The sequence below is a fragment of the Anabaena sp. CS-542/02 genome (genome assembly GCF_028331085.1).
GTDB lineage: Bacteria > Cyanobacteriota > Cyanobacteriia > Cyanobacteriales > Nostocaceae > Anabaenopsis > Anabaenopsis arnoldii.
In genome coordinates this window covers 1-19,028 of the sequence record NZ_JAQMTM010000036.1, presented here as the reverse complement: position 1 = coordinate 19,028, position 19,028 = coordinate 1, and the positions used below count along the sequence as shown (strand labels likewise).

Sequence of the window (19,028 nt, the reverse complement as noted above, 5' to 3'; positions counted from 1 at the left end):
GTTGACGGTGGTCGGTGAGCGGAGTCGAACCGTTGACGGGTGACGGTGGTCGGTGAGCGGAGTCGAACCGTTGACGGGTGACGGTGGTCGGTGAGCGGAGTCGAACCGTTGACTGTTGACGGTGGTCGGTGAGCGGAGTCGAACCGTTGACGGGTGATGGGTGATGGGTGATGGGTGATGGGTGACGGGTGACCAATAAACTTTATATTATCGGGGTATCTTATGCTTCTTATGCCAGATTTTTCTTATTTTGCAGTATCGGGTTTTATTCCTAAAATGAGGAGTTATCCTAATCAAACTTCATCGCTGATTTTACATAATATGTTATCCGGTATAGTTTAGTTGATGAACAAGGAAATAATTTAGACGATGTTGAGCGAACATTGCCAACATGGTTTAATCCAGAAACAATTTATCAGCATTTGAACGGAACACCAATAAATTTTGACTAATAAACAGCTACTGTCGCGCCATAATAGTCCGCATTTCAGCTTCCCGAGCTTGAATCAAATCGCCACTAACATCCACCGTCACAGAGTAAATCTTACCCGTAAACTTAAAAGGCGGCTCATAATCGGGTGTTACAGGCGCACCAGGGGCAATTCCACAGGTGACACCACTAGTCAAACCTAGCGCTAAAGGAGTAGTTACAGGTACATCAATCTGCCCGACCAACTTCTCATCAATATAAAGTTGGGCGCGTCCTGGTGTTCCTTTTCCCTTGGCTAAATCTGGTTGACCCGTGACTTTAAATTCAAAGCGCAACTGGTGGCGACCTGCTGACACTGATGACCCAGATTCAACATGATAAAGGAATCGCCCTACATAATTATGAACCCAGTGCAGTTTGCCATTCTGCACATAGAAAGAATAGCCACTATCATTACCCCCATGAGCCAGTAATATTCCTTCTGCACCACCTGGGGGAATCTCCACATCAGCCGTAATACTATGGGGACGATTTAACACCCTCACCGCACTGCCCGCGGGAACCGCTTGAGTATCAGGATAGTAAACATAGTGGCTACGATTGACATCAATTGGTGGGCGTTCTTCCGCGAATCGTTGCACACCACGTCCATCCACAGGCAACACATTATACTTACCAGCCTCTACATACCAACTAGCAATCATCTCAATTAACTTAGGGCGATTATCAGCCGCAATATTGTGATTTTCCGCAAAATCTGAGGCGACGTGATACAGTTCCCAGTGATGAGTATCCAAATCCGTCAGAGTTTCCGCCGAAATCGCTTCACCAAAAAACCGCCCCGCTTCTGTAAATGAAGGACCCGGCCAAGGACATACTGCCCGCCAACCATCATAGTAAAGAGAACGATGTCCCATCATCTCGAAATATTGGGTAATATGCTTCGTAGGTACAGTACTATCATTAAACGTATGGGCAAAACTGACACCTTCAATGGGAGATTGAGTCACACCCTTAATCGTTGTTGGTGGTTCAATTTCTAGTAACTCAAGCACCGTTGGCACAAGGTCAATAGCATGAGCGTACTGAGTCCGAATTTCCCCTTTCGCCTCAATACCTTCAGTCCAATGCACAATTAAAGGGTCGCTGATTCCCCCCCGATAGGTTTCCCGTTTCCAACGCCGGAAAGGCGTATTCCCTGCCCAAGTCCAGCCCCAAGCATAATGGTTAAAAGTTTCTGCCCCGCCTAGTTTATCCAATGCTTTGAGATTTTCCTCTAAGGATTCTGGCACATTGTTAAAAAACAGGTTCTCATTCACTGAACCAGTTGGTCCCCCTTCCGAACTTGCGCCATTATCCGAGATCACTATAATGACAGTATTCTCGAACTCACCGATAGATTTAAGGAAATCGAGTAAACGACCGATATGGTAGTCAGTATGGGTTAAAAAACCAGCATATACTTCCATCATCCGGGCATAAAGCCGTTTTTCTGCTGCTGAGAGACTATCCCAGTGCGGGACATCGGGATCATGGCGAGAAAGTTCGGCATCAGCTGGAATAATCCCCATTTCCCTCTGACGGGCAAAAACCTTTTCCCTGTAAGCTTCCCAACCATCATCAAATTGTCCGGCGTAGGCATCAGCCCATTCTTTTGGGACATGATGGGGGGCGTGCATTGCCCCCGGACAGAAATACATGAAAAACGGCTTATTTGGGGCAATTTGCTTGGCATCAGCGATAAAGCTAATGGCCTTGTCTACTAAGTCTTCGGTTAAATGATAGCCTTCTGCGGGGGTCTTATCTGGCCTAACGGTGTGGTTATCATAAACCAAGTCTGGATAATACTGGTGGGTTTCTCCTCCTAAAAAGCCATAAAAACGCTCAAAACCGCGACCCAGAGGCCAGCGGTCATAAGGTCCTGCGGCTGAAATTTGGTCTGAGGGAGTTAAATGCCATTTTCCCAACGCATAGGTGTTATAACCATTCTGGAGTAATATCTCTGAAAGAAACCCATTCTCAAAGGGAATATTTCCATTACTACCAGGATAACCCGTAGAACCTTCTGTAATGCAAGACATGGCGTTAGAATGGTGATTGCGCCCAGTCAGCAGACAAGAACGGGTGGGTGAACACAAGGCCGTTGTATGTAAATTGTTGTAACGTAAGCCATTAGCGGCTAGTGCGTCTAAGTTAGGTGTTTTGATGGGACTTCCGTAGCTTCCAAATTGTCCAAAACCCGTATCATCGAATACAATAAATAGGACGTTTGATGCACCTTCTTTTGCCCGCAAAGGTTCTGGCCAAGCAGGACTGGATTTATCAACTGTCCGGCCGATGACACCAGGGAAAGTATTTGCGGGTTTGTATTCACGCAGAGACATAAATCTGAGATTCTTGAGAATATTTAATTTTTAACAAAAGCCCCAAAATTCTATATCTTCTTTAAGAGGGGTTAATTTATTCCCCCAATTACCATACTGATAGAACTAATGTATTATTGGTCACGATGAAAATCAATCAAATGATCATCTGAAAGCAGCCAGTACAACTCTTACGGACCTGCACTGACAACTGACTTCCCATACAGATATATCTGATTCTACTTCTCTTATTTTGGTGCATCTTCATGGAGAATTGGTATAAGCCAAGAAGATGTAGATAAAATAAAACCAATTATTGATGAATTATCACCAAAATTAAACGCATACCTAAATTCACTTAAAAGTAAATCAGTCAACAGTTAACCGTCAACAGTCAACAGTCAACAGTCAACCGTCAACAGTCAACAGTCACCCAATATGCAAGAATTTCAACTAAAAGTAATTCACACAGATAACAATAACTTTGCATTGGAGTTATATCAATGTGCTTATAAAAAAGCTGGAGAAAAAAAGCGCCCATCTGCTAAACGAATTGGGCGGTTAAAGGGTAATGCTTTAGTATTAGTTAAACAGGCAATTTATGATTGTTTAAAAGCGAATAACTATGACCCAAAAACCCTAAGCCATCATCGCCAAAGTCCTTATATTTTGAATGAAGAATCAGGGATAAATCTGGCTTTGCTGTTTCAGACTTTGCAACCCCTCTCTAAAGTAGAACGGATTGCGAATATTTCCCAGGGAATTAGGGCTATGAGTTATGAGGAATCCCACTACTGGTTTGCTAAGATTAGTAACGGTAAACGTAGTCAGGCTTTGAAGGCCATTAGGGTATTATTGGGTGACGGTTGACGGTTGACGGTTGACGGTGGTCGGTGAGCGGAGTCGAACCGTTGACTGTTGACTGTTGACGGGTGTTAAATATAACTTTATAAATAGGGTTAACAATCATTACTTAGAGTATTATATGTAACCTACCAGTCCACTTTTAGTGGACTTTTGCTATTAAACGCCTAATTCATTCCCCAGCCAATGGGTGTTGATGGTGACACCTCTTGTTAGTAAAGTAAAATCTACAGATAGTATTGGTGTTAATATTGCTGAGGGCAATGGACGTTACAACCTGCAAGATAATCAACGTTTTGTTAAAATTACCAGAGAGTCTTTAAATCAGCTTGCTTACCAAAGAAATCTTTTAAACCAACAAAATCTAGATAAAATAAAACCAATTATTGATGAATTATCACCAAAACTAAACCCATACCTAAATTCAATAACAAATAAATCAATCACCCGTCAACCGTCAACGGTTCGACTCCGCTCACCGACCACCGTCAACAGTCAACAGTCACCCACCATGCAAAACCGCCCCTCCGTATTTATTGAAAAAATGATGCCTGTGGAAGTATTAAACGAGCAGGTAAACTTTGAACACGGGGGAAATCCATTTAAAGGGTTACATCGCTGGTATTCCCGGAAACCATTATCTTTTAGTCGCGCTAGTGTCTTGGCTTCTATCTTACCAGCAGATATCACTATGGATGAATTTAAAGATTTGCTGGGGTTAGTACCAGGGAAAGAAGTAAGGCTGTATAAAAATACCCCTGCTCCTGCACAAATTCAGAAAGTCCATAATTACTGTGAGAAACTGTGGGGAACTCGCACACCCACGGTATTAGATGCGTTTGCTGGGGGTGGGAGTATCCCCTTTGAAGCATTGAGATATGGGTTAAATGTCCTAGCTTCTGATTTAAACTCCGTGGCGGTGGTGACCATGAAAGCGGCCATGGAATATCCCCTCAAATTTGGACCCGATTTACAGCAGGATATTGATAAATGGGTGAAATGGGTAGGAGACCAAGCCAAGAAAAGATTGGCTGAGTTTTTCCCTTCTTTACCAGGGGAAAAGGTACAAAATTATTTATGGGCGCATACCGTTGTTTGTCCACATTGTGAATCTGTTGTTCCTTTAAGTCCTAATTGGTGGTTAAGTAAAACTAGCAATTATGCAGGTAAAGGACAAGCTAGAAAGGTTACAAGTGATTGGTATGCAGTAAAGCCAATTCCTAATCCTGAGCAGAAACGGGTTGATTTTAAATTGGTTAAGGGTAAGAAGGGTAAGGGGACAACTATTGAAACTGATGATGGGGAATATGACCCTGATACCACAACCACCATTAGTAGGGGTGTGGGTAAATGCCCTAATTGTGGGAGTGTGATTGAGGATGATGTTATTAAATCACAAGCTCAATCAGGTGGTTTAGGTTATCAATTGTATGGGATTGCTTATAAAAAAGGTGAAGGAAGTTTAGAATTTAGGGGTATTAGTGATTTAGATATTGAAGGAATTATTAAATCTGACAAATATTTAAAATACAATTTTGAAGAATTACAAAATATTTTACCTATAGTTGATGTACCTCATGGTCAAGAAACAGAAAGATTATTTCCCATGGGAATTGATAATTGGTCAAAATTATTTAACCCCCGTCAACTTTTAACCCTGGTTACCTACGTTGAAATTATCAACGAAGCCAAAGCACTAATGCAAGTTGAGCAGGAATGGGAGAAAGCACAAGCAATTTCAACTTATTTAGCTTTGGTATTAGATAGATGCGTTGATGAAAATTGTAGGTTAGGACGTTGGAATCCTCCTAGATCTGGTTCTGAAGGCGCTTCATCACAACACGCACTCAATTTAATGTGGAATTATCCAGAAAAAAACGGTGCTGGTGAATTATGGTTTTGGTGTGCCGATGTCTTTACATCAGACTATAAAAACCTGTGTGCATTATTAACCCCATCAACAACCATCCCAGGATTCCAACAACAAGACCCTAAACTTATTCAAATTGACTCAGCCTCAGCGGATAACCTAACACATATCCCTGATAACTCAGTTGATGCAATCATCACCGACCCCCCCTATTATGCCACAATTCAATACGCCGAAATTTCTGACTTCTTCTATATCTGGCTAAAACGCACCTTGGGGGATATCTTCCCGGAATTATTTTACTTAGAACTTACAGACAAAGACCGGGAAGCCGTGGCTAACCCTTCCCGCTTCCGTAATATGGGGGTATCCCCGGAAGAACTGGCTAACCAGGACTATGAAGCAAAAATGTCCATGGCCTTCGCTGAATACCACCGCGTCCTCCGGGAAGACGGGGTCATGACAGTACAATTTAACCACAAAGACTCCGGCGCGTGGGATGTCTTAGCTAAATCTCTGATTACTGCTGGGTTTGAAATTACCGCATCTTGGGCTGTGAGTACAGAAAATCCGCAAAACTTACACCAAGCCCAGAAAAACGCTGTATCTAGCACCGTGCTGTTAGTATGTCGTAAACGTGACCCCAAAGCAGAGCAAGCTTGGTGGGATGATGTGCGAACTGAGGTACGGAATACTGTGTTTGAAAAAGCCCCGGAGTTAGAGGAATGCTTAACAGCAGATTCTCGCCCTGCTGCTGATAGGGTAGCAGACCCCCAGCGCCGGATTAAACCCCCTGGGATTAACTTGTGTTTAAGTGCTTTTGGTTGTGCTTTAAAGGTGTTTACCCAGTACAGTTCTATTTTAGATAGTGCGGGAAACGTGGTAGAACCTAAAGCAGCTTTTGAAGAAGTACGCCAAGCTGTGGTGGAATACCGATTAGAAAAGTTATTAGCAGGTAAAGACTTTAATGGAATTGACCCCTTAACTCAATGGTACATTTTAGCTTGGGATACCTTTGAGGCGCGGGAGTTTCCCTTTGATGAGGCCAGACAATTGGCTTTAGCGGTGGGTGGGTTTGATGTTTCCGATTTAGTCAAACAACATAAGTTATTAGATTCTGGGAGTGGTTCCTGTAAGTTACTCACCCCCCAACAACGGCTGAAAAAACGGGCTTTTTCTGTAATTGATACAGAATTTTCAGCCAGATATTTAATAGATGGACTTCACGCCATTATCGCTTTGTATCTAGAAGAGGGAAATACTGAACCGGTGCGTAGGTTTATGAAAAATACTGGCTTGGTGAGTAATGATTTATTTATGCGGACATTTGAGGTGGCGTTGAAAGTGATTCCCCGCATTGGGGATGAAAGGAAACGTATTTTAGAAGAGAAAGCCTTGTTAGATTTGTGGTTAGCTATGGATGAGATTAAAGCTAAGGTTGTTTATGTGCAAACTGAGTTGACTGTTGATTGTTGACTGTTGACTGTTGACGGTTGACTGTTGACGGTTGACTGTTAAATATAACTTTATGAATAGGGTTAACAATCATTGCTTAAAGTATTATATATAACTTACCAGTCCACTTTTAGTGGACTTGTGCTATTAGACGGGGAATTCATTCCCCGGCTAATGGGTGTTGACGGTTGACTGTTGACGGTTGACGGTTGGCTGTTGACGGTTGGTGGTTGACTGTTGACTGTTGGCGGTTGACGGTTGACGGTTGACGGTTGACGGGTGATGGGTGATGGTTGAGGGGTGATCAATAAACTTTATATTATCGGGGTATCTTATGCTTCCTATGCCAGATTTTTCTTATTTTGCAGTACCGGGTTTTATTCCTAAAATGAGGAGCTATTCTAATCAAACTTCATCACTGATTTTACATAATAAAGATAATGATCAATGGGATTCAGTATTAAGACAAGAAGATACTGATTTAATAAATTGGCTACATAACAAAACTGGAAAATTACATAATATTTATTTTCCCTATGCTCCTAACCATAACTTTTTAATTCTTAATAGTAAACATATTATGAATATAGTTGAACCGGCAAAAAATAGAATACATAACTTTCTGGTAGAATTAGGAGTTGAAGATGTTCAAGAATATATGAGCGATAGTAATGAATGGTTATCTATACTTTTTAGTCTTGGACCTCATCACTATAGAGCAGCTGAAATTGCAGCATCTTGTTTTGAAATCTCATCTGATCAATTCCCTATTATATTACTTTGGTCTAACTTAGATAGTAAGAATTTAATTAAGCTCATACCAAATTCATCTGATGAAAATATGACTGAATATGTTAAATCTCTTTATTGGTCAATTATTATGGCTACTAAAGATATGTCTAGGTATGGCAATATACCGATAAACATCCTCTTAGAAGAAATTCAAAGTAAATTAGATCAGTCACACCACATAAAACAATATTCGCCAAAAATTAGGTCGATGGAAATATTCACAGCACCTAAAAGTATAGCGCGTATTTTACAGGATATAGCGGATAAATATAAAGATGAATTTAATGATGCTATATTAAATTTTGAAGATGTTGTTACAAATACCACTGATGTCAAATCAATTATTCAATTCTCACATAAATCAAAAAATGAAATTATAAGAGAAATGAGGAGTGTAGGATTTTACAAAGTTAGAGAAGGTGGTAATCATGAAGTTTGGCAACATATTAAATTAAATAAACCTACCATAGTTCCTCGACATAGAAGCTTATCTAGTTTTGTAGTTCGTAGTATTCAAGAAGATATTCAGTATGTGATAAGCGCTTAAAACCGTCAACCGTCAACCGTCAACCGTCAACCGTCAACCGTCAACCGTCAACCGTCAACCGTCACCACCTATGGAAAATTTTCAAAATTTGCAAGTTTACCAGTTGTCGGAAAAGCTTGCAAACGAAATTTGGTTGATTGTACAAAAATGGGACTATTTTGCTAAGGAGACAGTTGGTAAACAAATTGTAAAATCTACAGATAGTATTGGTGCTAATATCGCTGAGGGGAATGGACGTTACAACATACAAGACAATCAACGTTTTGTGAAAATTGCCAGAGGGTCTTTAAATGAGACAAGACATTGGTTAAGACTTGCTTACCAACGAAACCTTTTAAGCCAAGAAGATGTAGATAAAATAAAACCAATTATTGATGAATTATCACCAAAATTAAACGCATACCTAAATTCACTTAAAAATAAATCAGTCAACAGTTAACCGTCAACCGTCACCAGTCACCAGTCAACCATCAACAGTCAACAGTCAACAGTCAACAGTCAACAGTCAACCGTCAACCGTCACCCCTCACCCGTCAACCGTCATGAAATACCTGCGTGACCACCCCTGGAAGATTAGCTATACCAGCAATACTCATAATACTATTGCTGATTTTTATATTCCTGCTCTAGAGTGTACTATCCAATATGACCGCAAAGCAGGTTTTTTCAGCAGTGCAATTTTGAGTAAAGTGGCGCGTGGTTTGGGTGCAATGCTGCACAATGAGGGGAAGATACGCTTAATTATGGGTTGTCAGTTCAGTCCCCAAGATTTACAAGCGATTCAACGGGGATATGAACTACGAGATGCTTTACTCAGTCGTTTAGATGCTGATTTACAACCACCAGCAAGTTTTGCTGAACTTAAACATCTAGAAATTCTCAGTTGGTTAATTCAAAATCAATATCTTGATATTAAGATTGCGATTCCTCTTCAAGAAAACGGATTACCAGAAGATAGTATACAGCAACTAGACCCACAGCATATCTTTCACGAAAAAGTCGGTATTTTTACTGATAGCAATGGCGATAGGTTAGCCTTTAATGGTTCTAATAATGAATCTATCGGTGGGTGGGAAAGAAATATAGAATCCTTCCATGTTTATTGTTCATGGGAAGGAGGAAGAGAATTAGACAGGGTGGAAGAGGAGGTAAGTAGGTTTGAGCAAATTTGGTATGATATATCGCCTAATGTGAGAGTTTTTGAAGTTCCCGAAGCGGTACAACAGAAGCTGTTACGTTACGCACCTGCTACTAAACCTAATTGGAATATCCAGACTGAATTTGATACTCGACCAATTAATAATGTTGACAGTCCCCCATCCCCCATTCCCGATCCCCCGTCAACCGTCAACAGTCAACGGTTCGACTCCGCTCACCGACCACCGTCAACCGTCAACAGTCAACGGTTCGACTCCGCTCACCGACCACAGTCAACCGTCAACCGTGAACAAGAAAAGTTAGCATTTACTCAACTTACCAATATTCATGAACACCCTGGCTGTTTAGATTTTTGTTTAAAATCAATTCCTATTGAACCTTGGCCACACCAAATTAAAATCCTGCGTCGTGTTGCTAAAAATTTTCCCCAAAGTTTTCTGATTGCTGACGAAGTTGGTTTAGGTAAAACAATTGAGACGGGTTTAATTTTGCGCTATTTGCTGTTGTCTAAACAAGTGAAGCGAGTACTAATTTTAGCACCTGCTAGCGTTCAACCCCAATGGCAAGAAGAACTAAGGGAAAAATTTAATCTACATTTTTGGAGTTATACACAAAATGCGTTCACCGTTGACAGTTCACTGTTAACCGAAAAATACACTCAACCATCAACCGTCAACAGTCAACAGTCAACCGTCAACAGTCACCCGTCACCCATCAACCGTCAACGGTTCGACTCCGCTCACCGACCACCGTCAACAGTCACCAGTCAACCCTCAACCAATCCCTGGAATACCCAAGATTTAATCCTTGCTTCTTCCCATTTAGTGCGGAGGACTGAAAGAATGCACCAGCTACTAGAAGCCGAACCATGGGATTTAGTAGTATTAGATGAAGCTCACCACGCACGGCGCAAAAGTCCCCAAGACCATAAGGAAACCCCTAATCGCTTGTTGGAATTAATGGTACAGCTCAAGGAGAAAACTAAATCTCTGATTCTCCTGTCAGCAACTCCTATGCAAATTGACGCTATAGAGGTTTTTGATTTATTAAACTTGCTAGGACTAGGGGGACATTGGAGTTATGGCGATAACTTTTGCGATTATTTCGCCTCTCTACAAGATGCTGTTAGTCCCAAAGTGATGAATTTTTGGCAATTAATGTCTACAGATTATTTTCGGGGTGGTGGTCAACCCTGCTCTAGATTAGAACAGTTTTTGACCAAAAGCGATCGCTCTGGAGGTAATGGAGTTAATCGCATCCTAGCTTATAAATTACAGGATATTTGGCAAAGGGGTAAAAAAATCTCTAATCACAAACAACTGTTAGGGGATGAAGAGTTTATCAATACCTCACGTCAATACTTGACTGTAAACACTCCTTTAAAAGATTTAATGTTTCGCCACACTCGCGAAACTCTCAGACAATACTATCAAAGGGGATTACTAAAAAAGGATATTCCTACTAGAGTTGTGCAAGATAACGCCATTACTCTGGAAGCAAAACGGGAAGTACCGCTTTATGTTGCTGTGAGCGATTATGTCCGTCATTTTTATCGACTAGCACAAAAAGAGCAGCGTTCCTGTTTAGGTTTTTTGATGACCCTTTACCGCAAGCGCCTCACGAGTTCATTTTATGCAGTCAAATCATCTTTACAACGGCGTTTAGATTATTTGTTAACTCAACAAGGAAGCGTTTTTAGTGATGATGATTTATTAGATGTAGATAATGCAGATGATGCAGTGATTGCTGGGTTAGAATCTTTCTTTGAACCGGTAGACCCCCAGGAAATTCAATACTTGGAAGATTTATTAACCCAGTTTCAAAACACAGGGGAAGATACTAAACTTTCTCGGTTTATTGAAGTTTTACGTCAAGAATTAACGCAAAGAGAAAGTGTAATAGTGTTTACGCAGTATACTGACACAATGGATTATCTGCGAAATACTCTCCAAGAATTATATGGTAGCCAAGTAGCTTGTTACTCTGGTCGCGGTGGGGAAATCTTAACCACCAACAGTCAACGGTTCGACTCCGCTCACCGACCGTCACCCGTCACCCACCAACCGTCAACCGTTAACAGTCAACCAACCTGGTCTTTAGTTCCCAAGGAAAAAATTAAAAGCCGATTTTGCCAAGATGAAATTAAGATTCTTCTGTGTACTGAATCAGCCTCAGAAGGTTTAAATTTACAAAATTGTGGTGTGTTAATTAATTATGATATGCCTTGGAACCCTATGCGGGTGGAACAGCGTATCGGTAGAATTGACCGGATTGGACAGAGATATCCTACTGTAAGAATCCATAATTTTTACTATGATGGCACTGTGGAAGCGAAGGTTTATAGAAAACTACGGGATAGAATTAACGCCTTTGCTAATGTGGTGGGTAATCTGCAACCAATTTTAGCTCAGGTTCCTACGTTCATTGAACAAGCTGCAATGAGTGCTGACCCAGAAGAGGAAGACGTTTTGATGTCGGAATTTGATTTGACATTAGACACACCTATTCGTTCAGACATCGAAACAATGATCATTATGGATCTGGATGCTGATTTGGCAGAAATTAAAGAACCTATTCCACCTACTCCCATGACTCCAGAAACTATTGAGGATTTATTTACCTCCTCTACAATTCTCAAATCTGCTGGGGTGATGTTTGAGCGCCAAGAAGAGAAAATTTGGTTACTTACCTATCAAAATAAACAATACATGGTTACTTTTTATCCAGAGGTGTTTGATAAAATGCCTTCTCTGAGGTTGATGACTGTGGGAGAACCTTTATTTACAGAGTTGTTGACTGTTGACTGTTGACTGTTGACTGGTAGGGGTTCTCAGGCTCCCACTATGTTTTGATACCACTAAAGGCGGTGTTCACAAATTTCAGCATAAGGACAAAAATTACAATTGTTAGGGGTTGGTACAGCGGAATAATCACCAGCCAAAATCCTCTCTATTAATATTTCCGCATCTTGGGCAGTAGTTTGTAAATCCTCAGGGTTAAAGGTGTATAAATAATTATGACGCAAGTAAGCTATGTGGGCTGTTGTTCGTCCTTTAGCTTGTGCATAAGCCCAAAGTTGAAACCGATGGTGTTGTGGATTGATTTGGCGATCGGTTTTGAAGTCTAGTACCCAATCTGCTCCTAATAAATCAATAATGCCATTGAGTGTTAGTCGTTTTATATTTAAGGTAACTGGGACTTCCCATTGAGTATTAGCTTGGCGAAAAGGGGCGAAAGTTTCCACCTCATCAAATCTCTGAGCGAGTTGTAAAGCTTCTGCTACAGATTCTCGCTCTAGATCCACATCAAAACGAGCTAGTTTTTCTAGGTCACGGATTTTATTTTCTAGGGCGATATGTGTTAAAGTTCCTATCCGTCTTCCCGTACCTATTCCGTGAGCTATACCTGGATGTCCTTGGATAAAGCGGTAATAAAATTTTTGGGGACATTGGGCGTAATCACTCAGAGCAGTAACAGGTAATTCAAATAAACCTGAACCAATAGAATTAAGCAACAGGCGTTGAGGTGGTGGTGGTAAGGGGGGTTCTGGGAGAATAGGAGGTTGAGCTAATTCTGAGTCAAAAATTATCGGTTCTATACTAATTCCCGCTGCTTCTAATCCAGGTTGCAATTTAGCTAACCCCCCTCCTTTTTCATCTGCGGCGGTGAGAATTATTTGGTCACGGGCGCGGGTCAATGCTACATACAGGACTCGTAAGACTTCGGATTGCTCTCGTTGCTGCTGCTGATATTCTAACCATCTATAAAGTACTGGTTTTAATACCTCATCTTCCTCATCTTCCAGTTTCAAGGCTACACCATCTTGAGAGTCAAAATAGATACTTTCACTCCCGTTTGGTTGTGAGCGAGTTAAGTCAGGAACTACAACTACAGGCCACTCTAAACCTTTGGCTGCATGGATAGTCATTAATGCTACTGCATCATTGGTGGATAATGGTAACCGGGGTATTTTTACTTCAGCAATAGCTAATTGTTTCAAGCGACGGACTACAGTGAAAACGTCATGATGACCATGTTCTAGTTTGCGTATGAAATCCATAAAGCCACGCCAGTCAGCTTCCCTTCTATTTGCACCTGGTAAGTTGGTAATGACGGCGGTGTAACCTGTCAATTTGTCTGCTAGTTGGAGTAGGCGAGTGGGAGGTTGCAAGTTGCGATCGCGCAATAGTTGTTGCAAAACTTGTACAGGTCGGCTAAATTCGGGAATATCTGTGGTTTTAAGTTTTTGCCACCAATGAATTTTGGGTTGGCTTTTTTCTTGGTTATCCTCTGTTGTTGATTGTAGTTGTTGAGCAAAGGTAAATAATGGGCGATCGCTGACTGCAAAAAAGGGACTACGCAGCACGGCTACCAAGGCTAAATCATCACTCGGATCGGCTAAAAACTGCAATAATGCCCAAGCATCTTTAGCTTCCCTGGTAGCCAATAAGTTACCACCACCGGCTAAAGCTGTGGGGATTCCCTCGCTTTCCAATGCTTCGCCATAATTTTCTAGTGGTTCCCAAGTTCGGGATAAAATGGCAATATCTGTTGCTACTATCGGGCGCAAGTTACCGGTTTTGTGATCATGAATCAAAGTTTGTTGGTCTAGCATATCTTTGAGCAACTTGGCAATATGTCTAGCTTCTACCCTCTGACGTAGGGGTTTATTGATTTTTGATTCTACTTGTTGTAGGGCAAAAACCTGGATGGGTGGGTTAGTGTTAGGGGGTACAGTTCTATAACCTTGCAAGTTTTGGTGTAATGTATTCAGGAGAGGTGCAAATATGCGATTAATATTTTGTACTAATGGTTCATGGGTGCGAAAGCTGGTATCAAGAGTGACTTCATTACCATCAAGATTACAAATGCGATCGCGCCAAGTTTGAAAAACTTCAACATCAGCACGACGGAAACCGTAGATTGATTGTTTAACATCACCAACAATTGTTACCTGGGTGCTTAAGGTCAACAACTCTAAAATTTTTGACTGAACAGGATTCGTATCTTGAAATTCATCGACTAAAAAAGCTTTCCATCTTTGGGCATAATAGTTTTGCACCTGCTGATCTTGCAAAGCCAACAGAGCATGAACTTCGATATCTGCAAAGTCCAACAAACGAGCGCGGCGTTTTGTGTGGTTAATATGGTCTTGGACAAATCTAAAAGCTTCTCTTAGTGCTGGTAACATTGCCGCTAATTGTTCATCAGCAATACCGATTTCTAAAGTGATTAAACCTGCTTTTAAGCTATTTTTGACTATTTCTCGCAGTTCTTTAATGGCTTCCTTGACTATTGGTAAAGCTCCTTGTGGCCAATTCTTATTACTACCAACATTGATTTTTAGCCCAGATATCACTGACAAGGCTGGTTTAATATTCTCTGATAGTTCTATTTCCCCTATTGCTTGAATCGCCGGTTGACGAGCTTCTGCTTCCAGGCGATCGCTTGCTTTTCCCACATAAGTTTGTAGGGTATCCCGTGCTGAGTGCCAAATTGGATCGCCTAGTAACTCCTTGAGAGCTTTTTCTTGTAAATCTTGTGCCAATTGTTGCCAGTGTTCTGTACTCTGCTCCAAAGCTTGTTTAGCAGTGATGGGGTCTTTCAGTAATACTGGCAAGACTTTGGACATTAAAGAAAAAGGTACTTGCTTATAAATATCTGCGGGTAGTGTATCTAAAGCTTCATTTAACCACTGGTTAGATAAAAGCGCCCCTTCCAGTTCATCTAAAACCGTAAAATCAGGCGGTACATCAGCAGTAAAAGCATGTTCCCGACAAATCCGCACAGCTAAAGCGTGGATGGTGGTGATTTGGGCTGCTTCTAGTTCTGCTAGTAAATCATAACTATCCGGTAATTGTTGATTAACCGATGAACGAATGCGCGATCGCAATTCTGCTGCTGCTTTATCGGTAAATGTAACAGCTACTACCTCCAAAGGTGAAAGTTTCCCCTCCCGTAAATGATAAAGGTAGCGTTCAGCTAACATATGGGTTTTCCCAGTTCCAGCTCCAGCTATAACTGCAACGCTACCATCAGCATAAACTGCTGCTTGTTGTTCAGGAGTCAGAGTCATACTATACCCCCTTTCCGGCTTTGGCGAGTACCTTTGCGGCAAACTAAATCATAGGCACAGAAGTGACAAGCATTTTGATCAACATCCGGCTTAACAGGGTAATATCCTGTTGCTAAATCAGTTTTTATTTTTGCTGCTATTTGTTGTTGTTCTTCCTCACTAAGTGGCTCTAATCTTATCTTCTTACGCTTAGTGAGCAAATAGTAATTAGCCTCCTTTATCGGTTCATCAGGAAATAAAACTGTACTAACAATATGGGTGTATAATTGCATTTGAATATCTATATTAGTTTTGTCATCCTTATCTTTAATACCCGCAGGTTTTTTATAACCCGTTTTGTAATCTAATAAAACCAACCCTTCAGGAGTGCGATCAATTCTATCAATTATTCCAGTTACTTTTAGTCCATACCAATCACCAGTAAATCGCTTTTCTAAGCTTACTACTTCTACATCTGATGGGAGAAAGTCTGAGTGCTGCAAAGTCCGATTTAAAACTTTGATATGTTCAGCCCTGCGAGATTCCCAAGCCGGAATAGGAGCTAATTGTAAATCTTTCTCTGCTTCCATAAATGCTATTTCCAGTTCCTCTAAGCTAGGCTTGGTAATATCAACAGCGTTTAACAGTTTGGCTAAAACCAACTCTAAACTGCGGTGATAAAGGTTCCCTTTTAAACTAGGAATAAGTTCATCTGCTGCTTCTTCCATTTGTGCCAGCCTTAGCACTTTATGAGCAAACCATTTAAAAGAACATTGACCTAAAGTTGTTAACTGCGATGCACTAAAAACTATAATTTGAGGGTCTAAATGAAGATTAACTACCCCATCGTATTCATCATAGGGTTGGTTTCCTTCTCGTCTTTTTTCTACTGTCCAAGCATGGATAGCATAGGGTAAGACATGATCTTCTAATGAACTGTCGTGTCTGAGAAGAATCCTTCGTGCTGCTTCTAAACTGGCAATTGGTAAAGCTGGAGGTACACTAGATTTTAAACCCAACCTTGCTAGGTATGGACTAGGTAGAGATGGCTGAGAACCCATCATTTCAGGATAAGAAAAAATTAATTGCTGGTTAGGAATTTGTAGCAATGCGTAAAATGAAATTGCTTCCCTTCGTGCCGCTTGAGCAGCATCTTCCAAATTAAAGCCCAACTGCTGTAGATGTTTGCGCTCATAAAAATCAAGCATCGGGTCATCCCGTACAGGAGTTGGTAATATACCTTCGATCGCTCCCAACACAAAAACATATTCAAATTTAGCACCAAAAACCGATAGGGGGGTATGTAATTCTACGCCACCTCTACCGGGTTGAGCCGGCACTGTTAGTATTGTCAAACTACTGATGATATCCTGAGTAAATTCTTCCAGGCTGATAATTTCCTCTTCAGGTTTTGATAGTTCTACTAACCCTGCTTGCAGTTGATAGTAAGCAACAATTTCTCTTACCCAGCGGCCGCTATGTTGGCGCACATTAAATTTATTGAGAACATCTTGTAATCGTTCCACCCAATTAGCGCGTTTGTCTTGTAGTGGCCAGTCTAGAAAGGAAAGATTAACACCCAACTTCTGCCACGAAAAGAGATTACAGGGGTGTTGCTGACGGGCTCGAACCCAAATTTCCGCAGATAAACCAGAACATAAGGGATGACTCAATAGTTTGGCTGTAGACTCAAAGGGAAATTGTTTTTGAATAACCTCTAGTAGTAATTGTATCCAGGCTCCCAGCCTAGTTTCAATTAGCGGCACTGCATATAATGCACGTATAGGTAGATTGTATTCGTGAGCAATATCTAAGACAATAGGACCATAAAAAGCGTCATCCCGCGCTACCACAACAATTTCATTCGCCCGTATTCCCTGATCAAGTAAACTTTTGACTTGAGTAAGTACCCCTCTAACTTCTGCTTCCATGTGAGGATAAATGTGAGCTTTTACACCCAGGGGAGGATTTGTACTGCGGAAAAAGCATTCTGTGAGGTTTTCACCCAAAATTTGGCTTTTTCCTCTATATTTTCGTATTTTCCAGCCTTGTTCTTGTAACCAATTGATTGCTGCCCGGTTTTCTTGGAAAAGCGCAGCATTTGGGCATGGTAAGATGATTATGCTGCCATAATCGGCGATCGCATTCAGAAAGTTTAGCTGATCAACCCGTGGCTGGAAGTAACCATAAATCAGCAGTTGTTCCCGCTCAGTGACAATCCTACTCGCCTCCCAAAGCATAGATGCTGGGTCTACCACTCCATGTGATTTTAGTAAGTCTATATAGGTAACTGCTAACTCAGCTAGTTGTTTTATACGATGACTACTAACAGTAGCTAACTGTTCCAAATCTACTCCAGCACGTAGGATGGCTTGGAGAGCAGGAGTAATCGCTCGCGTAGTTCCCTCAGTATCTGCAGTTGGTATAATTTCACTTACTACTGTTTTTAACCAACGTGATGCCATTACTGTAGGAACACATCGGATATCTTTTTGTTTCAACCTGTGTTGCGCCAATTTTTCCAAGCTATGGTGTGGTACTTTTAAAGCTCTTGCTGCTTGTGGCGTTGGTGTAATCACTCTTAAATTGTGATTGTTTACTACTGATTCCTTAATACTTATATCAGTTTTTACCAATTCCCACCATAACCCATAGGTTTCTATTTCTGTGTTGGGAAGTAATGTGGTCATATTAAGTCACCCAGTGTGTAAACAATTGCATAAAATTCAATCTTAAAATGAATATATCATCTAAGTATCTATATAGATAAACACACAAAATTATTATTATTATTTTTGCTTCAAATAAGAATGATTTAAATCTATATTTAGATAGATGCAAAAGTTACTAAAGTAAACATTATTGCCAGAATACAAAGATGTCAGTATGATGGAGAGTTTAAAATTATGACAAAAAAATCTCAGAGGATTTCCGAAAATCATTCATATTTTTAGTAAAAAAAACTTACTTGTATTATTACGTTTATTACTTATATTACTAATACACTAGTATGATTTACTGATGTTCAAAGAGCTTACTTTTGCCGTAGTATCTGTTATAGCAACCGCCAAGGTGGTTAGGACGCAAAAAGCAAGACATCCTCAATGGCATCTCGTAAAGAATCAAACTGCTCAAGTTTTTTGCGGATTCGACTTTTTAACCAAGACCAACATTTTTCAATCTGATTCAGGTCTGGAGAATAAGGTGGTAGGTATAACACTTCACACCCTGCGTACTCAATCAGTTGTTGAATGCGCCCACCTTTATGAAATGTAGCATTATCCATCACCACAACCTGTCCCGGTTTGAGTGTGGGAAGCAAACAAGCTTCAAGCCAGGTCTCAAATACTATTCGATTACACGCACCCTCGACAGTGAAAGGAGCTATCAGCTGATGGTTACACAGCGCGGCAATTATGTTCACCCGACCTTCACGACGACCTGATTTAAGTGCATGGAAGCGCTGTCCTTTTGAGTTCCAACCGTAATCATAC

Annotated in this window: 10 protein-coding genes; 5 read left to right on the top strand and 5 right to left on the bottom strand. The window is 40.9% G+C overall.

All coding sequences use genetic code 11. The features are described from left to right. Positions 1–459 precede the first annotated feature (459 nt). Positions 460–2,814, bottom strand: coding sequence for an arylsulfatase (locus PN447_RS03215; protein WP_271760778.1), 2,355 nt, complete (start codon positions 2,812–2,814; stop codon positions 460–462). Between the two features lie 417 nt (positions 2,815–3,231). Between PN447_RS03215 and PN447_RS03210 the strand changes: the two genes are divergently transcribed. Together PN447_RS03210 and PN447_RS03205 are read left to right on the top strand one after the other, a co-directional pair. Beyond that, entirely contained in the window at positions 3,232–3,663 is a 432-nt protein-coding gene (locus PN447_RS03210) for a DUF7680 family protein (protein ID WP_271760776.1), read from the top strand. 190 nt (positions 3,664–3,853) lie between these two features. Beyond that, positions 3,854–7,003, top strand: a complete 3,150-nt coding sequence (locus PN447_RS03205; RefSeq protein WP_271760774.1) for a four helix bundle protein — start codon at positions 3,854–3,856, stop codon at positions 7,001–7,003. 95 nt (positions 7,004–7,098) lie between these two features. On the opposite strand, the gene PN447_RS03200 is transcribed toward PN447_RS03205, so the two are convergent. After that, positions 7,099–7,290: a hypothetical protein gene (locus tag PN447_RS03200; RefSeq protein WP_271760772.1), complete on the bottom strand. Its 192-nt coding sequence runs from the start codon at positions 7,288–7,290 to the stop codon at positions 7,099–7,101. A 26-nt stretch (positions 7,291–7,316) separates the two neighbouring features. Between PN447_RS03200 and PN447_RS03195 the strand changes: the two genes are divergently transcribed. The 3 genes from PN447_RS03195 to PN447_RS03185 all read left to right on the top strand — a co-directional run bounded on the left by PN447_RS03195 (position 7,317) and on the right by PN447_RS03185 (position 12,289). Next, a complete protein-coding gene (locus PN447_RS03195; protein WP_271760770.1) occupies positions 7,317–8,321 on the top strand; it encodes a type II toxin-antitoxin system HicA family toxin in 1,005 nt (334 codons plus the stop codon). Between the two features lie 70 nt (positions 8,322–8,391). Then, complete coding sequence (locus PN447_RS03190) at positions 8,392–8,760, top strand: four helix bundle protein (protein ID WP_271760768.1); 369 nt, start codon at positions 8,392–8,394, stop codon at positions 8,758–8,760. A gap of 103 nt (positions 8,761–8,863) precedes the next feature. Beyond that, positions 8,864–12,289: a helicase-related protein gene (locus tag PN447_RS03185; protein ID WP_271760764.1), complete on the top strand. Its 3,426-nt coding sequence runs from the start codon at positions 8,864–8,866 to the stop codon at positions 12,287–12,289. Positions 12,290–12,336: 47 nt separating this feature from the next. On the opposite strand, the gene PN447_RS03180 is transcribed toward PN447_RS03185, so the two are convergent. From PN447_RS03180 to PN447_RS03170, 3 genes are all read right to left on the bottom strand, one after another. After that, positions 12,337–15,555 carry a UvrD-helicase domain-containing protein gene (locus tag PN447_RS03180; RefSeq protein WP_271760762.1) on the bottom strand — a complete coding sequence of 1,073 codons (3,219 nt, stop codon included), beginning with the start codon at positions 15,553–15,555 and terminating at the stop codon, positions 12,337–12,339. Further along, positions 15,552–18,224 carry a PD-(D/E)XK nuclease family protein gene (locus tag PN447_RS03175; protein ID WP_271760760.1) on the bottom strand — a complete coding sequence of 891 codons (2,673 nt, stop codon included), beginning with the start codon at positions 18,222–18,224 and terminating at the stop codon, positions 15,552–15,554. The genes PN447_RS03180 and PN447_RS03175 overlap by 4 nt, the downstream gene beginning before the upstream one ends. A 386-nt stretch (positions 18,225–18,610) precedes the next feature. Further along, positions 18,611–19,028, bottom strand: a 418-nt coding sequence (locus tag PN447_RS03170; protein WP_271760758.1) for an IS630 family transposase, incomplete at its 5' end; no start/stop codon positions are given.

Coding starts and splice junctions, on each gene's coding strand:
- PN447_RS03215 (WP_271760778.1), bottom strand. CDS start 2,814: ATGTCTCTGCGTGAATACAAACCCGCAAATACTTTCCCTGGTGTCATC.
- PN447_RS03210 (WP_271760776.1), top strand. CDS start 3,232: ATGCAAGAATTTCAACTAAAAGTAATTCACACAGATAACAATAACTTT.
- PN447_RS03205 (WP_271760774.1), top strand. CDS start 3,854: ATGGTGACACCTCTTGTTAGTAAAGTAAAATCTACAGATAGTATTGGT.
- PN447_RS03195 (WP_271760770.1), top strand. CDS start 7,317: ATGCTTCCTATGCCAGATTTTTCTTATTTTGCAGTACCGGGTTTTATT.
- PN447_RS03190 (WP_271760768.1), top strand. CDS start 8,392: ATGGAAAATTTTCAAAATTTGCAAGTTTACCAGTTGTCGGAAAAGCTT.
- PN447_RS03185 (WP_271760764.1), top strand. CDS start 8,864: ATGAAATACCTGCGTGACCACCCCTGGAAGATTAGCTATACCAGCAAT.
- PN447_RS03180 (WP_271760762.1), bottom strand. CDS start 15,555: ATGACTCTGACTCCTGAACAACAAGCAGCAGTTTATGCTGATGGTAGC.
- PN447_RS03175 (WP_271760760.1), bottom strand. CDS start 18,224: ATGACCACATTACTTCCCAACACAGAAATAGAAACCTATGGGTTATGG.